This is a genomic window from Parasphingorhabdus sp. (assembly GCF_036963805.1).
In the GTDB taxonomy this organism is placed as follows: Bacteria; Pseudomonadota; Alphaproteobacteria; order Sphingomonadales; family Sphingomonadaceae; genus Parasphingorhabdus.
In genome coordinates this window covers 1-20,300 of the sequence record NZ_JBALUN010000003.1, presented here as the reverse complement: position 1 = coordinate 20,300, position 20,300 = coordinate 1, and the positions used below count along the sequence as shown (strand labels likewise).

Below are 20,300 nucleotides of genomic sequence, written 5' to 3'. Positions count from 1 at the left end.
TATCTGATAGCTATATGGTAAGTCAGTCGTTGAGTAAAAGAGGGTGCTAGTATCGTGCAGCCTTTCATAAGGAAATATACGTGAAGTTACTGAAGCGTTTGGCGCTGGTTTTGGTCGCTTTGCTGGCCATCGTTGCGTTTGGCTTGATTATCTGGGAGCCGCTTTCTGTAAGCCAGGCGGTCCCGCCATCACTACGGCAATATGAAGCGCGTATCGTGCGCGATAATTTCGGCGTCCCGCATATTTTTGGAAAAACAGATGCCGATGTGGCCTATGGGGTCGCTTATGCCCATGCAGAGGATGATTTTGCGACGTTGCAAGAGGTGACCGCAATGACACGCGGACGTATGGCCACGCTAAATGGCGAGGCAGGTGCCCCGATCGACTATGTTGCGGCCTTGTTGGATGTGGACGGCACGGTGAAGCGCAAATATGATGATTTACCAAAAGATGTCCGGGCCGTGTTGGATGGATATGCCTCCGGTCTAAATTCTTATGCGGACGAGCATTCCGAAGAGGTTATGCTGTCGAAGCTGTTCCCGATCAATGGCCGCGACATAGCTTCAGGCTTTGTTCTGCGCTCGCCCTTTTTCTTTGGGCTCGACGGACCGATCGAGGCGTTGTCGAACAATCAACCTTTGAAGCGAGAGGGTGGCCCTAGCCTGTCGGTTCCTGTTGAAAGTCCCACCGTTCACCCTTTGAGTGAGGATAAGATTGTGACCCCTGTGGGCACCGATCCTGATGAAAATGGCTCCAACGGTTATGCGATTGTACCCGACCGGTCATCGGATGGTAAGACCCGTCTGATATCCAATTCCCACCAGCCGTTGCGGGGCAATGTCGCTTGGTATGAACTGGTCGTCCATAGCGAGGAAGGCTGGGATTTCGCCGGAGCTAATTTTCCCGGATCGCCTTTCCCATTTCTGGGCCATAATAAATTTCTAGGTTGGACAAACACCGTCAACCGGCCAGATTTGATCGATATTTATAAGCTAACGCTTAACGAAAAGAAAAATGCCTATAGGTTCGATGGCGAGTGGTTGCCGTTAGAGAAAAAGCGCATCTGGTTAAAAATAAAATATGGGCCATTTGTCATTCCCTATCCGAAAATGGCTTATAGGTCTGTTCACGGACCGGTAATCCTGAACGACAGTGGCGGTTATGCGCTTCGCTATGCCGGCATGGATCAACTCGACATGCTCACGCAATATTACCGTATTAACAAGGCTCGTAATTTTGAGGAGTGGCAGGCGGCGATGGCGGGGCAGGGTGTTCCGGCTACAAACTTCATTTATGCTGATGCCAGTGGCAATATCGGAATGTTTTATAACGCCATGTTCCCGGACCGTGCACCCGGCTTTGATTGGCGGACGATATTGCCCGGTGATACCTCCAAGGCGGTATGGCAGAATAGCTTGCCGTTCACACGTGTTCCGGCATTGATTAATCCACGATCTGGCTATGTGATGAACTCGAATAATACGCCCTATGTCGCAGCGGGACCGGGCGATGAATTGAATCGCAGCACATTTTCTCCGCTTATGGGAATAGAAGATGACGAGACCAACCGTTCCCGGCGATCAATTCAATTGCTGGAAGCCGCCATCGCCTCGGGCAAGAAAATTGGGGAAGCGGATATCCGCCGGATCAAATATGACACGGCTTATGTGCAGGCTGGCTATGCGAAGGATTGGCTCGACAAAATTGCCGCACTCGACTTGAAAGATGATCCGCAATTGGTCAAAGCACAAAAGCTGTTAGGCAATTGGGATTGGAACCTCGATGGTAAAGGCGCAGCCGATGCATTGGCGCTCATGGTGCTTCGTCCGGCAAATAAATCCCATTACCAGCGCGACAAATTGCCCGATCCCCGGAAGATATTACAGGAAACGGTGGATCATCTCACCCAATATTTTGGCAAGATTGATCCGCCGATGCTGAAGGTGCTACGCCTGCGTCAGGGAAAAGTCGATCTTCCTATTGATGGCGGAAATGATACGATACGTGCATCAACTTTATGGAATGTTGAGGACGATGGCCGATTGTCCGTCCGTCACGGGGATAGCTTCATCATGTTTATCGATTGGGATAAAGCGGGCAAAGTGCATTCGCGCTCGATACAGCCATTTGGTTCCGCCACCACAAGGCCTGATAGTCCGCATTATACGGACCAGATGCAGCTATTTGTGGACAAAAAGCTGAAACCCGTTTGGTTCGATCCGGCCGAACTGGAAAAAAACAAGGCGAGTGAAAAACGTGTCGGATCAGCTAGCCGCACAGCGAAATAACTCTGCCGACAGAGTAGTTGCCCAGGGGACGGGTAACAGCGACCCAAGGCTAGCGATTAGCCCACAAATGCGCGTTCGATGACATATTGACCCGGCTTGGCGTTAGATCCTTCAGTAAATTCCAGCGCGCCAAAATAGTCCGAAAAATCCCGGATCATGCCCATGCTGCCACAGAGCATGATCCGGTCGGTTGCAGGGTCAAAGCAATGTTTATGGGACAGGGTGCCCGTAAACAGTTCGCCTGATTCAATTAAGCTGCGTATTCGGCCCGTCGTACGAAACTTTTCGCGTGTGACGGTGGGGATATAGTGAAGCTGAACTAGTGCCTCATCCTGCACCAGAGGGTCTCCAGCCAGTTGCGCCTCCAATTCGTCGCGATAGGCGAGGTCGCTCGTTCGCCTTACGCTGTGGACTAAAATGATTTCTTCGAACCGGGCATAGATATCGGGGTCTTTGATGACGCTCAGAAAAGGCGCTAAGCCGGTGCCGGTGGACAGCAAAAATAATCGCTTACCGGGCAATAGCGCATCCGCAATTAACGTGCCGGTGGGTTTACGCCCCAGATAGATTTGATCATTCTGTTTGATCCGTTGGAGCTTTGACGTCAGCGGACCATAGGGAACCTTGATCGAAAGAAATTCCAGTTCGTCGGCATAGGACGGGCTTGCGATGGAATAAGCCCGCATGATCGGCTTGCCTTCGCCGGGAAGGCCGATCATTATAAATTCGCCGGACCGGAAGCGGAAACTTGGTGGTCGTTCCACTGCAAAGCTGAACAGATGTTCGTTCCAGTGCTTGACCCAGCGCACACTTGTGCGTTCAAAGGCTGGTATTTCAGAAACAGTTGCCGGTGGGCGGCTTTCCATATTCATTTATTTTTGAGGCCTTGATTGTGAAGCACTTGTGGGAAGTTGAAAATGTGCAAGCGGCGAACTGAGCAGGTGATGGCAATAGCGTTCCATGGCGATCAGAAATGCCGATGGTGATTGCGGAGCAAAGAGCTGCTGTGCGGTCGCTTTTGCTGTATTGGTGTCGCCGTGCCATATTTGCTGATGAATGGTCAGCAACACGGCCTCGATCTCATGGACCTGTCCGCAGCACGGCTGACCAAAGACGAGTTGCTGCGTTGCCGACGCATTGAGATGGGCCATTGCCATAGTAAAATCGGGCAGCGCATCCATCATCTGCCATTTCAAAAAGACCGGACCCAATGTACCACAGGGGCAGCGTCCAAGGCTACTTGCCGACACCCATCCGCGCATGGCCCAGATGAAAAACCGGCTGGCATAGTCCAGTGACGGGACGGGTCGATCGACAAATTGGTACATTTTCTCTCCTTGGTGATGGTGCGGACGGACAGCCTTCTGTTAGAATTTAGTACGCAGTATCGGATGGATTAGCGGATTTGGTTTCCGCTGGCGGCGCTCTATTTGTCGTCTCGGCAATCAATGATTTTGCTTCTGCAATCGCTGCTTTTTGTTTGAGCTTGCCCTCCGAAATTGCGGTCCCCATTTCGAGCAGTCGGCCGCTAATAACGGTACCGGTCTGTGCTTCCTCTTCCACGTTTACGCCGCCATTTTTTGAGATGGTATCGGTCCATCCCTTACGCACGGCCGCCCAATAGCCCTGTGTTTTTGTCCAATAATTATCAGCGGCCTTAACGTTATAGCCATCAAATTTTTGATAGGTGTTGAGCACGCTTTCCTGCACAAAGGGAACGACTTCACCGTCCACCACACCCATTTTTGTGTTGTCCTGCCAGTGAATCCAACCGCCCGGCGTGGGTTGATGGCGGTTGATTGCGATGTAGCGATCATAGACTGGATTGCGCACGGCATCGCGGCGAGCCAAAGGCCGCGCGGTCCAGTTGCTGCGCCAGCGGCGCACGCCATTGGTGGTGGTCCATTCGCCCCAGCCGCCATAGCGCGGGCTGTCATCCACCTGCCACACGGTTTGTGACCAACGGCCTTTGCGCATGCGTTCGGGTACGTCCTCTAAGGTCCATTGGTTCGGGCCGGAATAGACCAGCACGGTTTCGGGTTCATAGACCCAGTCCTGTCGCCAATGTTTGACGATGAAGGTTTTTCCGTCCACTTCGCCGACCAATATGTGTTGGAGTATGATTTTACGGTCAGTATCTTCTATTACACGGATGCTTTCATGGCCCCCGGAAATTTTTGCTTCAATAGGGGCATAGTCGGCTCGCCACGCCGTTGTTTCCTTCATATCGAAAGTGACTTTATAATTGCCCGCCATCGCTAATATGTCGGCGCGGTCTTGTTCAAAACTAGCTTTTTCTTGCGCTGCGCTGGCTGTGGCAACGGGTTTGTCAGCCAGTGCCGGTGATGTTGCCAGCGCCAATGTCATTAATGCGGCACCGAGTTTATATTTGAATTTGGTTGTCATTTTATCTTTTCCCTAAATAATTAAAATGCTGCGCTAAGCGAGATGCTCGCATTGCGTCCGGGCTGGGTATAAGCATCTGTAATATTTGAGCTTTCGCTGAGACCTCGAACATCGTTCCAATAAGCGTATTTTTCGTCCGTAATATTGAATATGCCCGCACGAACAGTGATACGCTCGCCAAGGCGGGCAAAGGCGGTCGCATCCAATATGGTGAAGGCGTCGGGGCGATAGCCACCGGTTGACCGGCTCTGTTCCTTACGCGCATGATGCGTTGCGATAAGCTCTCCGCCAAAGCGTTTGTCGGGCGCATGGTAGCCAAGGCCGAGAACGAGATTGAGCGGATCGATGGAATCCAGTGGCTCGCTGCCGCCACTGCCCAATTTGGTGTCGCCCTTGGCATAAGCAACGCCCAAGCGGGCGCGTAAGCCATTTTGGGCCTGAAACGCCGCTTTGGCTTCGACGCCTTTGATTTTGAGTTTGTCCAGATTGACGAATTGAAAAACAGCGGGGTCCGTTGGCGTAAAGGAACCTGATACCGCCTGCTGGTCTATGAAATTATCATAATCGGCGTGGAAGGCGGTGACAGACAGGCTGATCGCTTCGGTTGTAAACCGCACGCCACCTTCTAAGCTTTCGCTTGTTTCCGGCCCGAGATCGGGATTTGGTAAGGAGGTGTAGCCAAAGGCAAGGTTTTCGAAGAAATTATTAACCTGACTTGGCGTTGGCGCGCGAAATCCGCGGGCATAATTCCCGAACAGCCGAACCTCGTCATTCAGCTTGGCGACGGCGCCGATTTTGGGCGATAATTTGGAATCGCTCTGGCCGGATGCTGAGAAATTAGGCAGCAGGGGATCGTCGGTTGGATCAAGCTTGTAATAATCAAACCGAAGCGCCGGAAAAACCGTTACCGCGCCTTCTACTAAACTGATTTCGTCACCGACAAATAGTCCGCCCAAGGTAAAATCTGTTACCGGAAATGCGCGGGTCGGAAAGACTTCTCCAGTTGGCGGTTCCACTCCGTCACGCAGACCCTTTTGCCGGGTCCAGCTTATATCTCCGCCAAAGGCGATACGGTGGCTGATCGCACCGGTGTCAAAACTGCGGCGCATTTCGGCCACCGCGCCAAAGACGCGGTTGTCAAATGTGTTTAGTCGTTCACGGTCGGGCCGCGGCGTCGCGGTCGCGGGAGAACGGTCTTCGTCGGAAAATTGCCGGTCTTCGCCTTTTTGCCAATAGGCTGCGACATGGGCGTAATCAATGATGCCGCCGCTATCCGCGTCTGGCTCCCAAGTCCAGTCAGCCGAAGCCCGCATGCGCTTTGTCTTGTCATTGGCGGTCAGGCTATCGACGATCCAACTAGGGGAGGGGCCTAAAAATACTGGCCCTTGCCCGGACAATATGTCGGAGAAAAGCTTGCGCTCAAGATACTCGCCGGTCAGGCGGAGCTTGTGATCGCCATTCTCCCAGACAAGCTTGCCGAGCAGCGCGTTGGATTGCCCGTCTTGCGGATTGGGCAGGGTTCTATCCTCTCCCGTGCCGCCAGCAGTTCCCTGATTATCCAGTTCCTTGAAATCGCGGCGGGTATAGGCCAGCATCGCGGATATATCGTCAAATGTACCAGAAAGCGCGATGCTTTCGGAAAATTCCTCATCGGCAGAGCTATATTGTGCGCGCGCAAAGCCGCCAAACTGATTGCCATCCTTGATCAGGTCTTGCGGGTCGGATGTGGTAAAACTCACCGCGCCTGATAACCCGTCACTGCCATAAAGCGCCGAGGCGGGGCCGCGTAAAATCTCGACCGATTTGACCAGCCCGATATCGGTATAATCACCGCGTCCGGCATCCTGCGCACCAAAAGAAAAACCTTGCGGGGAACGGATGCCATCAACCTGCACAAGCACGCGGTTGCCGCCAATGCCGCGAATGTTAAAACCTTCATTGCCTGCGCGTCCTGTGGTGCTTTGGGCGGCCCCAAATCGTGCCGGTGCACGGCGCACCGATACACCGGGTTCAAACCGCACCAGATCTTTGATGTCGGTTGCCATCTCATCGGCAATATCTTCATCGGTGATGACCGTTATTGTCGCAGGCGCATCTTCAATTTCTATCGGTGTCCGCGTCGCTGATACGACTATAGTATCGTCTGCATCCGCCGCCGCATAAGCATTAGCATTGGCTGTTAAAGCAATTAGGCAAACGCCCGCGCATAATATTTTATTGTTCATAATATCCCCGAAAAGCATGTTAATTGATAATGATATTGATTCGCATTATCTAGTTATTAAGATAAGTATCAGGGGTCAACAGGATTCTTCGTGGGCAATGATAGGAACGAAAAAAGGAGCAAGTTTATGGGAATGCTCAGTAGCACTCCTGCATCCACCGCATTACACCGCCGTGCAGGGTCGGATCATCACGGCAATCCACATCGGCGTGATCATGCACAGCTAAAAGCGAGGAAGCAGACCACTTGCTGCTGCTAACGACGTTATTTAGATTTCAAATTGTTCTTGAGGGAAAGAATTAAATCGGCTGCAAGCTCTGTCTCCAGGTCACGTCGCCAGCATATAAAGGCCGGATAGTCAAAGTCCGGAACGTCAGCCACCAATCTCAATGCACCGCTATCCAGATTAGATTGTACAAGTCTCTTTGGCATGAAGCCGCACATTTTTTGATTTATAAGCCAGCGCGCTGATTGGTTTCCGAGGTCTAGTACAAGCCCAGCAGCAGGAGTGATATTGAGCCGCGAAGTAATTTCAACACCTAGTGATTGTCCCCATTCAATGCGGACATAATGCTCTCGCCAGTTATCATCTGACGACCCGGACACTAATACCAGCTTATCATCGAATAGTTTTTCCGAACTGATATCCCTCCTAAACACCGGGTCATAAAGAACGGCCATATCGAGAAATCCGTCTGCCAGATCGCGATTTAATCTGGCAGAGGCGCCCGCCGATGCCCGGAATGCCAGATGCGGCAGCGTAGTGCGCGCTTCGAATAACCATTCTGTTAGCATTGTGCGCCAGAGGGCATATTGCCCACCAAATGCCACACTATGCGTAAATTCTTCAGGCAGCGACACGTCATGTTGCGCAATTTCCCACGCGCGAACTGACTGGCGTGCCGGGGACATAAACTTCCGGCCTGCAGCCGTGAGGCGGCAGCCGCGTTTATCCCGTTCAAAAAGCTTAGCGCCTAATCGGTGCTCCAGCTGCTTTATCCGCTCTGTGACGCTAGATGGACTGGCGTTCACCCGCTTTGCTGCGCCAGAAAAGCTGCCAGTCGATGCTGCGGCCAAAAAGGTTCGGAATGATGTGATATCCATTTAATTCGTATATTCCGAATCTAAGCTTCAAACAATCCCGTTATGCGAAAATTAGAAGAGCGACTAATAATCTCCCATCAAGTTTAACGGAGAGACTTTAATGACCAAATTTTTTGCAACTACTTTTGCATGTGTACTGATGGCTACGGCATCAACATCGACTGCTGTGTATGCACAGTCAAATTCTACCCAGAATGAGATCATCGTAAACGGCAAATATCAGCAGCTTTGGGATAAGGGCACGAAGCTGGAAGCCAAGGGCTTGGATAGCTTTGCAAATGCGCAAAAGGATTTGACGGAAGCGAGCCGCAACGTCCTGAATGCGAAGTCCAAACATGACACGGCTCAGGCAAAAGTTGCAAACGCATCTCAAGATTTTCGTCAACTAACCTCTAGTGTTCCTTATTTCAGCGATGCCTCTGATGCCGCGAAATGGGCTGACAAAGTCAATAATGCAGCCCGTAGTTGGGCTAAAAATGACAATCGTCAAGACAATGGCCAAAGCGATTTGTCAAAAGCGATTAAGCAGCAATCCAAAGCGCAAAAATATGTCGAAAAGGCTCAGGCCGATATTGATAAAGGTCGTGCGTTGAAAGCCGAGGCACAACAAAAAAGCACAGCTAGCTGATAGTCGCAATTTGGTCCAAAACGGGGAACGGACATGGTAACGGATAACATTGGGATTAGTGCTGCGTTGAGCGGCGCATCGCAAAAGGCGAAACGGAGTGTCGTGGACAATATTGCCACTTTCTCAGGCGGTATAATCATGATTTTCGGGGTTGCCCAGCTTGCTGGACCGGCTCCACTTCACCTCTTCATCGGGATGGGTTCTGAAGCAGGCGCGTATATTGTCGGAGCCCAATGGACTGTGTTCGGGATACTCTTGATATTGGGCGGTGCGCTTCCGATCCGGCCACTTGCGACCTATGCTGCGGAATTCCTGCTTCTGGGTAGCATATGTGCGGTTGCCATATTGTTTTTTCAGCAAACCGGTTTTCTTGCAATTGCGGTGCAAGTGATCATCGGTGGACTTGCCTTTGCTAGCAGCAGTTCGGTGCGGCTTGCCGACCGGGCTCAAATGAAACACCAACTAAAATATATCTCAGCGAATTCTAATCAGCATCAAAAAACAAAAGAAAATTCTGATGAAGGAATATTGAATGCCAAATGATCTGTTGAAACTGGCGGGTTTAGGTCTGATGGTCATCATGCTCTCCGCTCCGGCGATGGCCGCGCAAGGCGAGCGCAAAAAAGGTGCTTTGGGCAACGCGGCCGATGCCGCAACCCAGCCTTTGAATGATCTTAATCTAAAGTCCGCTTATATACCTGCCGAACTAGTGAAAATTCAGGATGAACCATATTCGTTGAACGGACTTTCGGATTGTGCGGTACTGCTCAAGGAAATTTCGACCCTTGAAGATGTGCTTGGTGCCGATGCCGACGCCCCTGCTGAGAAAACAGGCGTAGTAAATAAAGCGCTTAAGACCGGTGGTAGTTTTTTGGGAGGGTTTATTCCATTTCGCGGCGTTGTGCGTGAAGTATCAGGAGCCAACGCTAACAGGCGGAAAATGGAACGTGCGATATATGCAGGCGTTGCTCGCCGCGGTTTCCTAAAAGGCTATGCGGAAGCCAAGCAATGCAAAAATTCTGAAGAGTTAGCGATAGAGGCGGCTGAGGTCCGGATGGGATTGCGAGTTCCTACTGTCACTGAGGAACCGGCAAAAGATATGAATGTTCAGTCGGTAGGAGCAATTTTAGAAGTGAATCTTCCGCCGTCCGACGCCGCGCTCCAATCGGATAATGATGATTATTAGGTTTTGTTGAATAAAATCTCAATGCGACGCTTCATTGAACCCACCAAGCAAAGCAGACGTTTGATATTGGTCAAGCAACGTTCGGTAGAATTGAAATTTCGCAAGGATTAATTAGAACCAGAAACGCACGCCAACCACATAATTGGTGATGCTGGGGTCTTCGCCCGCAAGCCGAGAAAAATCTTTGCTTCCGTCGAATTTCCATTCTTGTTCGATTCCGATATAGGGCGCAAATTCGCGTTTGATTTCATACCGCAGTCGTAAGCCAAGTTCGACATTGTTGACTCCGGAACCAATGCCCAGTTGAGGGATGTTTTGTGCCGAAAGATTTATTTCTGCGCGCGGTTGCAATATCAGTCTGTCCGAAATTCGCTGATCATATTCCGCTTCAATGCGCGCCGTGAGATCGCCGTTATCAGAGAGGAATGCAGCTGCGTCGATTTCGAACATATAGGGGGCAAGCCCTTGTATGCCGATGACAGCATGGGTCCGGTCTGATCCAGAAAAGTCATGTCTTATACCTGCCTGAAGATCAAAGAAGGGCGCTATTGCACGGCTGTAAAGGGCTTGAACTTCGGCCTGTTCGATCGTTTCGCCAAAGGCTCCTTCCCCTTCGCTTTTGAACCAAAGTTTATCACGGTCGCCGCCATAATAGCCCTGTACATCCCAAAGATATCCATCGCTGTTTTCTCGTGCCCGGTATTCCAAGCGGTCGCCCTGAAACCAAAATAGCTGCATATCGCCATGCTCATTATAAAGAGCTTCACGCGGCGCGCGCATAGCATCTGCGCCCCAAATTGCATCTGCGGCGTTAATGCCTCCGGTCTCCATGTTCGGCACAGTTGTTCGCCGTGCGGTCGGCTGGTGTCCGGAATGATCCATTGGCGCCGCTTGATCCTTTGCGGGAGCAATCTGGCTGTGATCCATCGTGCTATGACTTTCATGCTGTGCCAGCACCGGGGTTGCCGCGATCGATGCGGCCAATGTTGCTACAAAAATCACGCGCATCAGCTATTCTCCGGAAAGGCGACGCTAACGGTCTGCATCATCCCCGCATGCATATGGTATAGTAAGTGACAGTGAAAAGCCCAGTCACCAGGTTCATCGGTAGTTACGTCAAAGGTCGCGCTGCTTCCAGGCTGCACAATGACTGTGTGCTTTTTAGGCTGATGATGTCCCTGTCCATTTACGACCTCGAAAAACACACCGTGCAAATGGATAGGATGCGCCATCATCGTATCATTTACCAGCTTCACGCGTGCACGTTCATTGTAGCCAAAGCGAATAGGTTGATCACCAACGGCGCTGAATTTCTTGCCGTCGAACGACCACATATAGCGTTCCATATTGCCCGTAAGGTGCAGTTCCATTTCACGGTCCGGTTCGCGCTTTTCATGGTCGATTTCGAGAGATTTGAGCATGCGGTAGTTAAGTACGCGGTGCGGAACATCGTCCAGTCCAAGGCCCGGATAGCCGGTACGATCCTGCGCATTCATCGCGACCATATCTAAGCCGGGTCCGACCTTCACATCGGGCGGCAGCATCGACGTATCCCGCATTTTCATGCCGCTCATATCCATATCGCCATCCATAGTAGCCGCAGCACCTGCATTACCATTGGGTGAACCGGCTGTGTCGCCGTGGTTCATCTTGCTATGATCCATCCCGCCCATGTTGCGATGATCCATTCCCATGTCGGTCATAGTCAACAAGGGTGGATTGCGAAGCACGGGAAAATTAGCTTTGCGACCGGGCAGGGAAGTCAGTGTTGCCTGCGCCATGCCGGAGCGATCCATTGATTCAGCTGCCAGAGCAAAGACGCCATCAGCCGTTGGCGTGACAATTACATCATAAGTTTCAGCAACGCCGATTTGCAGTTCATCAACTTCAACCGGCTGTACATTTTGTCCATCGGCCTGGACCACTGTCATTGGCAAACCCGGGAGGCGAACATTGAAAAAGGTCATCGCGCTGCCATTGATGATGCGCAGCCTGACTCGCTCGCCAGGCCGATAAGGCAATTCCAGGTCATCATCTGGTCCATGGCCGTTAATCAGATAAGTGTAAGTTGGTGCGGATACGTCGGCAATATCGGTTGGCATCATCCGCATTCGGCCCCACATCAGTCTTTCCTCGGCACTCAAATCAAAATCATCGGTGGCGGTTGTTTTTTGCCGGTTGAAATAACCTTCCGCCACTTTGAGTCTTTTCATGATCTGGTGCGGATGCATGGGAGTAAATTCACTCAGTAATATGATATGCTCTCGGTCATATTGCACAGGGTCTGGGCCCGCCGGATCAATAATAATAGGGCCATAAAGTCCCGACTGTTCTTGCAGTCCTGAGTGACTATGCCACCAATAGGTGCCGGATTGCCGAGGGGTCAAAGGAACCTGAAAACTTCCATAGGGCTTGATGCCAGGAAAGCTGATCCCCGGTACACCGTCAAACTGAAATGGCAAAAGCAGTCCATGCCAGTGGATCGAACTATCTACTTCTAACATATTGTGAATGTTCAGTAGTGTTTCCTGCCCTTCTTTCAGCCGTATCAGTGGTCCGGGCACGGTGCCGTTGACTGCGATAGCATGACCGGAGCGGCCGCCGGTGGTAAAGTTCCCTTTGGCAATATGAAGGTCGATTTCGGCGCCTGAAACTTCATCAATACCCTTGCGGACAGAACCGCTTATTTCGCCGTTCATTTTCCCCATAGCCCAAGCGGGAATGGGCAGCGCGGCGGCACTCGATAGGGCCGCAAGGCTGGTGATCATATGACGGCGGGACAAATTCATATTGGCTATTCCTTTGAAATACTATATACCCCTATACGGTATCGTATCAAGAGGGAAGTCATGGCTAAAGGCGCGGTGGATCAGAAAATCAACAGGCTTCGGCGTATCGAAGGGCAGGTTCGTGGAATCGCCCAGATGGTAACCGACGACCGCTATTGCATGGATATTTTGCACCAAGTGCAGGCGGTGAAATCAGCTCTTGCCAAGGTGGAAAGCCAGATATTGAAGGACCATGCCGCCTGTTGTGTTCAAGAAGCCATTTCGTCGGGCGACGCTGCGCAGCAAAAGGAGAAGTTTGACGAGCTCGTTGATCTTTTTGAGAAAGTGAAGCGTTGAACAGGTTCTTCGCCATATTCCTGGCATCCTTGTTTATGAGTTTCGCTGCTTCTGCAGCTCAATCCCATGAAGCGCATCGCCTGAATATGAGTGAGGCTGAAATGGCGGCGGCAATGAAGCTGGAGGCCGGCAAGCGAGCATTGCCAGCTGAACTTGATGGGCAGAACGTCGTTCGTACGACAGTTGCGTCGGAACGAGGCCGAATTGTTCCGCCGAACATGATTGATGAGCATCACGCCCATCAATCATTTGACTTAACCGAGTTTCTTGGTCGCCTACATCCCGCACTTGTGCATTTTCCAATAGCTTTGTTTCTTGCCGCGGCATTGGCCGAGATTATTCTGGTCTTGCGTCCCGCGTCAGGGCTGGAGCCAACTGTTCGTTTTCTTGTCTTTACCGGAGCGGCAAGCGGAATTGTCGCCACAACATTAGGTTGGATCGCTGGCGGTATCCGGACGTCAGATCGGTCCGAAACGCTGGGGCTTCACCGTTGGACCGGCACGAGTATCGCCGCCGCAGGCCTAATCGCCGTGCTGCTTATCGTAAGTGCTAAAGAAAAGCGTGGCCTTTTACGGCTCGTTCTTGCCGCAATCGCCGTTGCATTGATTTTTCAGGGATTCTGGGGAGCAGAAATGTCTCTTGGTCCTGACCATATGGGTATGAAAGGATTTTGATATGATTGGAAAAATAGCAAATGCTCTGAAAGAGGCTTCTGGCGCGGGCCTTCTACTGGCATCTCTCGCCGCCTGTTCAACGGCGGCGCAAGCAGCCAGCTATACAATGTACCGTGATGCAGGTTGCGGCTGCTGTGAAAAATGGGCGGAGCATGCCGAAGCTGGACTCAACGCGGCAGTCAAAACCGAGGATGCACCTGATATACAAGCTGTGAAAGACCTACACGGCGTTCCTATGGAATTACGCGCCTGCCACACTATGATTGTTGAAGGCTATGTAATTGAAGGGCATGTTCCCGCAGAGGCAATTCAGAAACTGCTGCGTGAAAAACCTGACGATATTATAGGAATTGCAGTTCCCGGCATGCCGGTTGGTTCTCCAGGAATGGAGCAACAGGATATGAAGCAGCCCTATCAGGTGATAGCTTTTGGCCCCAAAGGACAGCGCATATTTGCAGCTTATAATTAATCACGACTTACTAACCGAAGGAAATGAACATGAAGAAACATCTAGTCGCACTTACAGCAGCAGCTTTTGTTCTTGGCGCACCGAGTGCCGTCCTCGCCGAACATCATGTTGGTTGCCATGACGGACATAAATGCGAGAAAATGGACGATGGCAAAATGAAATGCTGCAAGAAGGACAAGGACGGCAAAATGGCTTGCGAGATGATGGATGCTGGAAAAATGGATCACAGTACGATGGATCATTCAAACATGGATACCACCCATGAAGACCCTGATAGCGACAATCCGAATTGAGCCGAAATGCTCGGGTAAAAGCCATGATTTCGTATCATTAGATTGCCCTTCTTATAAGCGAATGGATTAATATCGAGAATATCCGCAAAATGGCAAGGCAAAGGCTGATGCTGATGCTGCGGCGCAGATGCGTCAGGCTTGGCTCCGTCGTTGCCGGGATTTGAATGGCCGAGCTTTCCGGGTTTCGTCGCAGGCGGGATCGGTAGCTTTGCCTATAGATGGTACATTGCGATTATCAGTGTTCCACTAAAGCGCTGGGTTGCCAAAAGATTTGGAGTTTCGTCAAATGACTGAGCATGGCATTGGACCGCATGACTGCCTCGGCCGCGAAGGCAGTTGTCATCATGATGTTACAGACCCTGTCTGCGGAATGTCGGTTGATCCGGCCATAGCAGAGTATCACAGCAATCACGAGGGCAGGGAATATCATTTTTGCTCGGCTGGCTGCAAAAGCAAGTTTGTCGCATATCCTGACCGATATTTGTCAGATTACCAACAAGAGACCGCGCAGGAAAATATTCCCGCTGGCGCTATCTACACCTGTCCTATGCATCCGGAAATCCGTCAGGAAGGCCCCGGCTTATGTCCGATCTGCGGGATGGCGTTGGAGCCTGAAACATTCTCGCTCGAAACTGGACCGGACCCAGAATATACTGATATGCGCCGCCGTTTATGGGTGAGCGCGCTGTTCTCCATCCCACTGTTCATTTATGCGATGGGGGATATGATACCGGGGAGGCCGTTGCATGTGCTGTTCTCTCCCGATGTCTCGCAGTGGGTACAATTGCTTCTCGCAATTCCGGTTGTCGGTTGGGGCGCGAAGCCATTTTTTGTCCGTGCATTCCAATCCGTAAAAACGCTCAATCTTAATATGTTTACGCTGATTGGCATTGGCGTAGGCGTGGCGTTTTTATTCAGCTTGGCCGCCACATTATTCCCTGCCCTATTCCCCGAATCTTTCAGGGGACATGATGGCAATGTTGCGGTCTATTATGAAGCCGCCGCGGTTATCACCACTCTCGTTTTATTGGGTCAGGTGCTGGAACTCAAAGCGAGGGGGCAAACATCAAACGCCTTAAGGGCGTTACTTGAACTCGCGCCGCCTGTGGCTTTGCGCATCAAGAGTGATGGCACTGACGAAGAAATAGCGCTGGAGCAGGTTCTCACGGGTGACCGTCTGCGTGTTAGGCCAGGCGACAAGATACCGGTTGATGGAACCATTGCCAAGGGCTCTAGTACAATCGACCAGTCGATGATCACGGGAGAGCCGATCCCGGTCAGCAAAGCGCAAGGAGACGATGTAACTGCCGGGACAGTCAATCAGACCGGCAGCTTTGAAATGAGCGCTGAGCGCGTTGGCAATGAAACGCTACTGGCGAAAATCGTAAAAATGGTCGCGGAAGCGCAGCGCAGCCGTGCTCCGATTCAAAAGCTTGCCGATACGGTTGCTGGCTATTTCGTTCCTGCCGTTGTTGCGGTCTCTGTCATAACTTTCATCATTTGGGCAGTTTGGGGACCATCGCCTGCACTGGCCTATGGTCTCGTTAACGCGGTTGCGGTTCTGATCATTGCCTGTCCCTGCGCACTCGGATTGGCAACACCCATGTCGATCATGGTCGGTACCGGGAAAGGTGCGCAGAATGGGATTTTGATCAAAAATGCCGAGGTCCTCGAAACATTTGAAAAAGTCGATACCATTGTAGTTGATAAAACCGGGACCCTGACCGAAGGCAAGCCTAAATTGGTATCGGTAGAACCAGCAACCGGAATGGATGAAAATGAAATTCTGAACCTAGTCGCAGCCATCGAGATAGCAAGCGAACATCCTCTGGCGGCCGCAATTGTCGCGGGCGCAAAAGAACGTGGCTTGCTATTCGATGCAGCAACTGATTTTCAGTCGGTCACCGGTGAAGGTGTGGAGGCTACTGCCGCAAACAAGCGTGTAGCCATTGGCAATGAAAAGATGATGGAACGGCTAGGCGCCTCAAGTCCCGATCTGGTTGCAAAAGCACAAAATGGCCGTTCGCAAGGGCAAACCGTCATGTTTGTAGCAGTAGATGGCAAACCTGCGGGGCTTATCGGTGTTGCGGACCCAATTAAGCCCACCACAGCTCAAGCAATTAAAGACCTGCACCGCGCGCATATTCGTGTGGTTATGCTCACAGGTGACGCCGAGGTGACGGCCCAAGCTGTCGGTCGCGAGGTTGGTATCGATGAAATACACGCCAATGTGTCGCCGGAAGATAAGCATCGCGTAGTCAGTGAATTGCAGGCCTCGGGAAAAATTGTCGCTATGGCAGGAGACGGGATCAATGACGCCCCCGCTTTAGCCAAGGCGGATGTTGGTATCGCTATGGGCACAGGCACAGATGTCGCGATGGAAAGTGCGGGCATCACTCTTGTAAAAGGTGATTTGGGCGGTATCGTTAAAGCGCGCCATCTTAGCCAACTGACAATGGGCAACATCCGCCAAAACTTATTTTTTGCATTTGTCTACAACGGGCTAGGCATCCCCGTCGCCGCCGGTATTCTTTATCCGTGGTTCGGCATATTATTGAGTCCAATGATTGCGGCAGCGGCGATGAGCCTGTCGTCCGTTTCGGTGATCGGCAATGCTTTACGATTACGCCGCAAGGAACTTTAGCTTAGGAGAAGTGTCGGCAATAAGGAGCTGCGAACGACCGGGTGCGATAGTGCTCGGTCTACGTAGGCGGCGGAGAATTTTATGGGCACCAAAACTCATTCCCGTGTCCGAAGTGCGGGCTATTGCAAGCTCGGGATGGATTGACAGTACCGCTGAGATTAAGTCAATAAAACAGATTAATTCGGGCTTCGTCGGGTATCACAGGCGCCCTGCCATCCTTATAATTTTTTCTGTTCGCTTCTATATTATGAATCAGCAGAATCACGAAAATTTCAATAGTTGATTGCTAATCGGCTTTGCCATTGGCGGCGGATTGAGGGCCGTTTAGGGATTGGTGCCGCTTCTTAATGGTTCGTCTTTACGATTTTCGGGCGATTGTGAGTAGGATTATGCACGATAGTTATCGGCAGGCGTTAAAGGATGAATACCCTGAAGTTTGGGTAATGGGTCAACTCTAATACCTGAGCAACATCCGCGCCTCACACATCATCCATAACCTATTGAAATAATGGTGAGGCCTGCTGGGTTCCCACCAGCGACCTACTGATTAAAAGCTTGCCTTGAGGTCTTGGCAAGTCATTATAAATAGGTGTATATTATCCGTAACTCATTGGATTGGAATGTCTTCGGGATATTAAGCTGTCGTAGGCTCTTTCAAGTCAGGCCATGCAAGTGCAGGCGTCTGATAGATATCGAAGATGCCTTAACACTTGCCGAGAAAACCGAAATTTAATGGATAGCCAGCCCGATGGGGTTGGCGTCTCCTATTGGGTGGGAAGCAGTCATTGGATTCTGGGTGTTGGTCTTGGTTCTGTTACATTAAGCGCAGGCGTGATCCCAATCTGGTTCCATCGCTTTACGCGGACGAAGAGCCCCAACCCACTTTCCGAAGACCGTCAATTTTCTTCGCTCTTAAAGCGACATTTCGATGCCGAGTGGGCCATTCGATGCCAAATGGCCAAAGGAGCGGTTTGCCAGAGACTGGAAAATTCTGACAATATCGAAAGGACGTTTTCCCGTTGTTCTGATGGCTCCAAAGATCACATATTTTTCTAGGCTTATTAAGCACCTGACAACTTCTATTTACTAGGGAATAACTTCTATTCACCAAGTGGCAGAAATCGCCAGAATGCTGAAGGAACATTTTACGATGCAAATGGGAATCGAGCAGGAGCGAAAACGGACGTGGATACATGGCACCGCCATGTCGACGATCTGGTGGCCTGTCTTGGCTTTCGTTTGCCTGTCGATCTATTCCCGCATCCAGACCAAGTATTTTGACGGCCTCTTGGTTTCTTCGGGAATAACCGGCAGTCCGTCTATTCGCGATATCTTGTTTCTATACCGGCAAGACCTGATCATTTTTGGCGTGATTTTGCCCATGCTGACGGCATGGTGCTTTGTCAAATTGCGCTTCTCTATCGCCGCGATGATTTCGTTCATTCTGGTGTTGCTGCTTCAGGTGCTACTATATGCGAACCTCCAGACCTGGGGGCAAGTTGGCAGCTTCCTGAGCTGGCAAGCCCTGGAAAACGGAATCTCCTTCGGGCTCTCGAACCCGGAATATGTCGGCGAGTATATCTCCGTCGATGGTATGGTGAAACTCACAGCTCTTATCGCGTTTTCCGCTGGCGTTCTCATTGCAGGGCGACTTCTTTGGCGAAGAGGTTCGCTTATCCGCATGTGGGGGATAGCCGGTTTGGTCTCGGTAGCCTTCTGCGCAATATTGTCATTGATCGGATACGCTTCGAGCATGAAAACGGCACCGATATCGGGCAGCTTTGTTTTAAATGCAGTGGCTGCTCTTAAAGACGAGAGCCCAGGCTCTGCTGCGCCGCCGCCCGCCGACGAATTGAACGAGCGATACGCACAATTGGCCCGTATTTCCCAATCGGCATATCAGGGGCCTAACTTCGGCGTTCAGAAAGGCTCGAACCTACTTATATTCGTCTTAGAGACGGCCTCGATCGAGTTTCTCGATACTCGCAAGGCGCTGCCTGATCATCCGGTGCTGGATGAACTGAAAAGCAAGTTGTTCGTTGCGAACAATCACTTTACGACTTTTCCTGCATCAGCAGAGGGCAACTTGTCAGTCCTGACCGGAACATATCCGCCGAGGGCGATTTACGGCACCTGTCTGATCGATGTTCCGCGAGCGGGCGGCAGATTGCCCGGGCCCATCGATCAACTGCGCGAGGCAAATTACAAGACCGGCATTTATGCTCCATACCAAAGCCAAGTTCCAGCAGACAAAGTCGTATTCGAGAGTACCGGGTTCGAGAAGGTGGTCTATGGCGACATGCTTCCCGGTTCGGGTGACGCCGACAAACGTACGGTTGAGCGGCTTACCAGCGATATTGCCGGCTGGACGCGCGCCAAGCAGCCCTTTGCCGTGGCTATCCTTCCACAGATTGGTCACGGGCCCTGGTCGCAGTCTCTTGGTGCAACTGTTCAGGAACGCGGCGCCAAGCTCGCCCGCATCCAGCTCGATTGGCTCGAGGAAATTGTTGAGACTCTGCGCGCAGCCGATCAACTGGACAACACGGTTATTCTATTGACGGGAGACCATGGCGTGCGGACTTCGGTGGAGGATCAGCGCGTCAAGGTTGGCATGATTGACTGGTATTCATTTCATGTCCCCCTCTTGCTGTATGCGCCACGCGCCGATTATTCGACGGTGGATTCCTCCATGCCGTCATCGCATGTGGATATTTCTGCCGAGCTGGGCGAACTGTTTGGCTTGGCTCCGCTGCCATCATACCAAGGGCTTGCGTTTCACAACCCTGAGCGGGCCAGACGGCGCAGCTTCCTGATGGCGGGATGGTACTTTGGTGCGAACGGGTATCGAGATTCGGACGAATCTGCGATGTACTCCGATCTGCTGGGGGCCGTCTACGCCCGATCGGATGGCAAGGTCGATTTCAGCACCAAGCAACTCGTAGCTGAGGAGAGGCGCCGTGCTGTAATTCAGGATCAACTATCAACCATGGCATCCCTTCAGGAAGTCTGGATTGCAACTCGCCTTTGCGGTGACGAAGCATCTTGAGCGGACTGCCAAGGCTGTCTTTTTCCGGGATAAGAAGTGCACGCACGATTAAAGAGCAGCGTGAGAGACTGGCGAGATCGCGGGCGAATCAAGACGGCGCAAAGCGGCAGTAGCAGTGAACTCCCACAGTTGGGTGGATTGTGTTGAAAAACTCGGCTGATGAGCGGTTTGATATTGCTTCCGGTATCGAGACGAGCGGGATTTGATCTGGTT

Annotated in this window: 17 protein-coding genes; 10 read left to right on the top strand and 7 right to left on the bottom strand. The window is 51.5% G+C overall.

The annotated features are described in order from the left end of the window. The first annotated feature begins 80 nt into the window (after positions 1-80). Positions 81-2,288 (top strand): penicillin acylase family protein, encoded by a 2,208-nt coding sequence (locus V7676_RS10055; RefSeq protein ID WP_335659579.1) that lies wholly within the window; start codon positions 81-83, stop codon positions 2,286-2,288. A 56-nt stretch (positions 2,289-2,344) separates the two neighbouring features. Here V7676_RS10055 and V7676_RS10050 read toward each other — a convergent pair whose 3' ends face one another. From V7676_RS10050 to V7676_RS10030, 5 genes are all read right to left on the bottom strand, one after another. Further along, positions 2,345-3,154 carry a ferredoxin--NADP reductase gene (locus V7676_RS10050; protein WP_335659873.1) on the bottom strand — a complete coding sequence of 270 codons (810 nt, stop codon included), beginning with the start codon at positions 3,152-3,154 and terminating at the stop codon, positions 2,345-2,347. A gap of 6 nt (positions 3,155-3,160) precedes the next feature. Continuing rightward, positions 3,161-3,616, bottom strand: a complete 456-nt coding sequence (locus tag V7676_RS10045; protein WP_335659578.1) for a hypothetical protein — start codon at positions 3,614-3,616, stop codon at positions 3,161-3,163. A 46-nt stretch (positions 3,617-3,662) separates the two neighbouring features. Next, positions 3,663-4,694: a DUF6607 family protein gene (locus V7676_RS10040; protein WP_335659577.1), complete on the bottom strand. Its 1,032-nt coding sequence runs from the start codon at positions 4,692-4,694 to the stop codon at positions 3,663-3,665. 20 nt (positions 4,695-4,714) lie between these two features. After that, on the bottom strand, positions 4,715-6,919 hold the full coding sequence (locus V7676_RS10035) for a TonB-dependent hemoglobin/transferrin/lactoferrin family receptor (protein ID WP_335659576.1): 2,205 nt from the start codon (positions 6,917-6,919) through the stop codon (positions 4,715-4,717). A gap of 263 nt (positions 6,920-7,182) precedes the next feature. Further along, positions 7,183-8,022, bottom strand: a complete 840-nt coding sequence (locus V7676_RS10030) for a LysR family transcriptional regulator (protein ID WP_335659575.1) — start codon at positions 8,020-8,022, stop codon at positions 7,183-7,185. Positions 8,023-8,122: 100 nt separating this feature from the next. Between V7676_RS10030 and V7676_RS10025 the strand changes: the two genes are divergently transcribed. Genes V7676_RS10025 through V7676_RS10015 form a run of 3 tightly spaced genes read left to right on the top strand, consistent with a single transcriptional unit; the run spans position 8,123 to position 9,836 of the window. Then, complete coding sequence (locus V7676_RS10025) at positions 8,123-8,650, top strand: hypothetical protein (protein ID WP_335659574.1); 528 nt, start codon at positions 8,123-8,125, stop codon at positions 8,648-8,650. A 33-nt stretch (positions 8,651-8,683) separates the two neighbouring features. Then, positions 8,684-9,193 carry a hypothetical protein gene (locus V7676_RS10020; protein ID WP_335659573.1) on the top strand — a complete coding sequence of 170 codons (510 nt, stop codon included), beginning with the start codon at positions 8,684-8,686 and terminating at the stop codon, positions 9,191-9,193. Further along, positions 9,183-9,836 (top strand): hypothetical protein, encoded by a 654-nt coding sequence (locus tag V7676_RS10015; protein ID WP_335659572.1) that lies wholly within the window; start codon positions 9,183-9,185, stop codon positions 9,834-9,836. Before V7676_RS10020 ends, V7676_RS10015 begins: the two co-directional genes overlap by 11 nt. A 111-nt stretch (positions 9,837-9,947) precedes the next feature. Here V7676_RS10015 and V7676_RS10010 read toward each other — a convergent pair whose 3' ends face one another. Then, positions 9,948-10,844 (bottom strand): copper resistance protein B, encoded by an 897-nt coding sequence (locus tag V7676_RS10010; protein WP_335659571.1) that lies wholly within the window; start codon positions 10,842-10,844, stop codon positions 9,948-9,950. Next, positions 10,844-12,625: a copper resistance system multicopper oxidase gene (locus V7676_RS10005; RefSeq protein ID WP_335659570.1), complete on the bottom strand. Its 1,782-nt coding sequence runs from the start codon at positions 12,623-12,625 to the stop codon at positions 10,844-10,846. Before V7676_RS10005 ends, V7676_RS10010 begins: the two co-directional genes overlap by 1 nt. Before the next feature lie 60 nt (positions 12,626-12,685). On the opposite strand from V7676_RS10005, the gene V7676_RS10000 reads away from it, so the two are divergent. From V7676_RS10000 to V7676_RS09975, 6 genes are all read left to right on the top strand, one after another. After that, complete coding sequence (locus V7676_RS10000; protein ID WP_335659569.1) at positions 12,686-12,961, top strand: metal-sensitive transcriptional regulator; 276 nt, start codon at positions 12,686-12,688, stop codon at positions 12,959-12,961. Between the two features lie 35 nt (positions 12,962-12,996). Further along, positions 12,997-13,635 carry a DUF2231 domain-containing protein gene (locus tag V7676_RS09995; RefSeq protein ID WP_335659568.1) on the top strand — a complete coding sequence of 213 codons (639 nt, stop codon included), beginning with the start codon at positions 12,997-12,999 and terminating at the stop codon, positions 13,633-13,635. A 1-nt stretch (position 13,636) separates the two neighbouring features. Continuing rightward, positions 13,637-14,104 carry a DUF411 domain-containing protein gene (locus V7676_RS09990; RefSeq protein WP_335659567.1) on the top strand — a complete coding sequence of 156 codons (468 nt, stop codon included), beginning with the start codon at positions 13,637-13,639 and terminating at the stop codon, positions 14,102-14,104. A 29-nt stretch (positions 14,105-14,133) separates the two neighbouring features. Next, on the top strand, positions 14,134-14,397 hold the full coding sequence (locus V7676_RS09985) for a hypothetical protein (RefSeq protein ID WP_335659566.1): 264 nt from the start codon (positions 14,134-14,136) through the stop codon (positions 14,395-14,397). Between the two features lie 286 nt (positions 14,398-14,683). Then, positions 14,684-17,041 (top strand): heavy metal translocating P-type ATPase, encoded by a 2,358-nt coding sequence (locus tag V7676_RS09980; protein ID WP_335659565.1) that lies wholly within the window; start codon positions 14,684-14,686, stop codon positions 17,039-17,041. A 1,111-nt stretch (positions 17,042-18,152) separates the two neighbouring features. Then, positions 18,153-20,087: a sulfatase-like hydrolase/transferase gene (locus V7676_RS09975; RefSeq protein ID WP_335659564.1), complete on the top strand. Its 1,935-nt coding sequence runs from the start codon at positions 18,153-18,155 to the stop codon at positions 20,085-20,087. Positions 20,088-20,300: the final 213 nt, after the last annotated feature.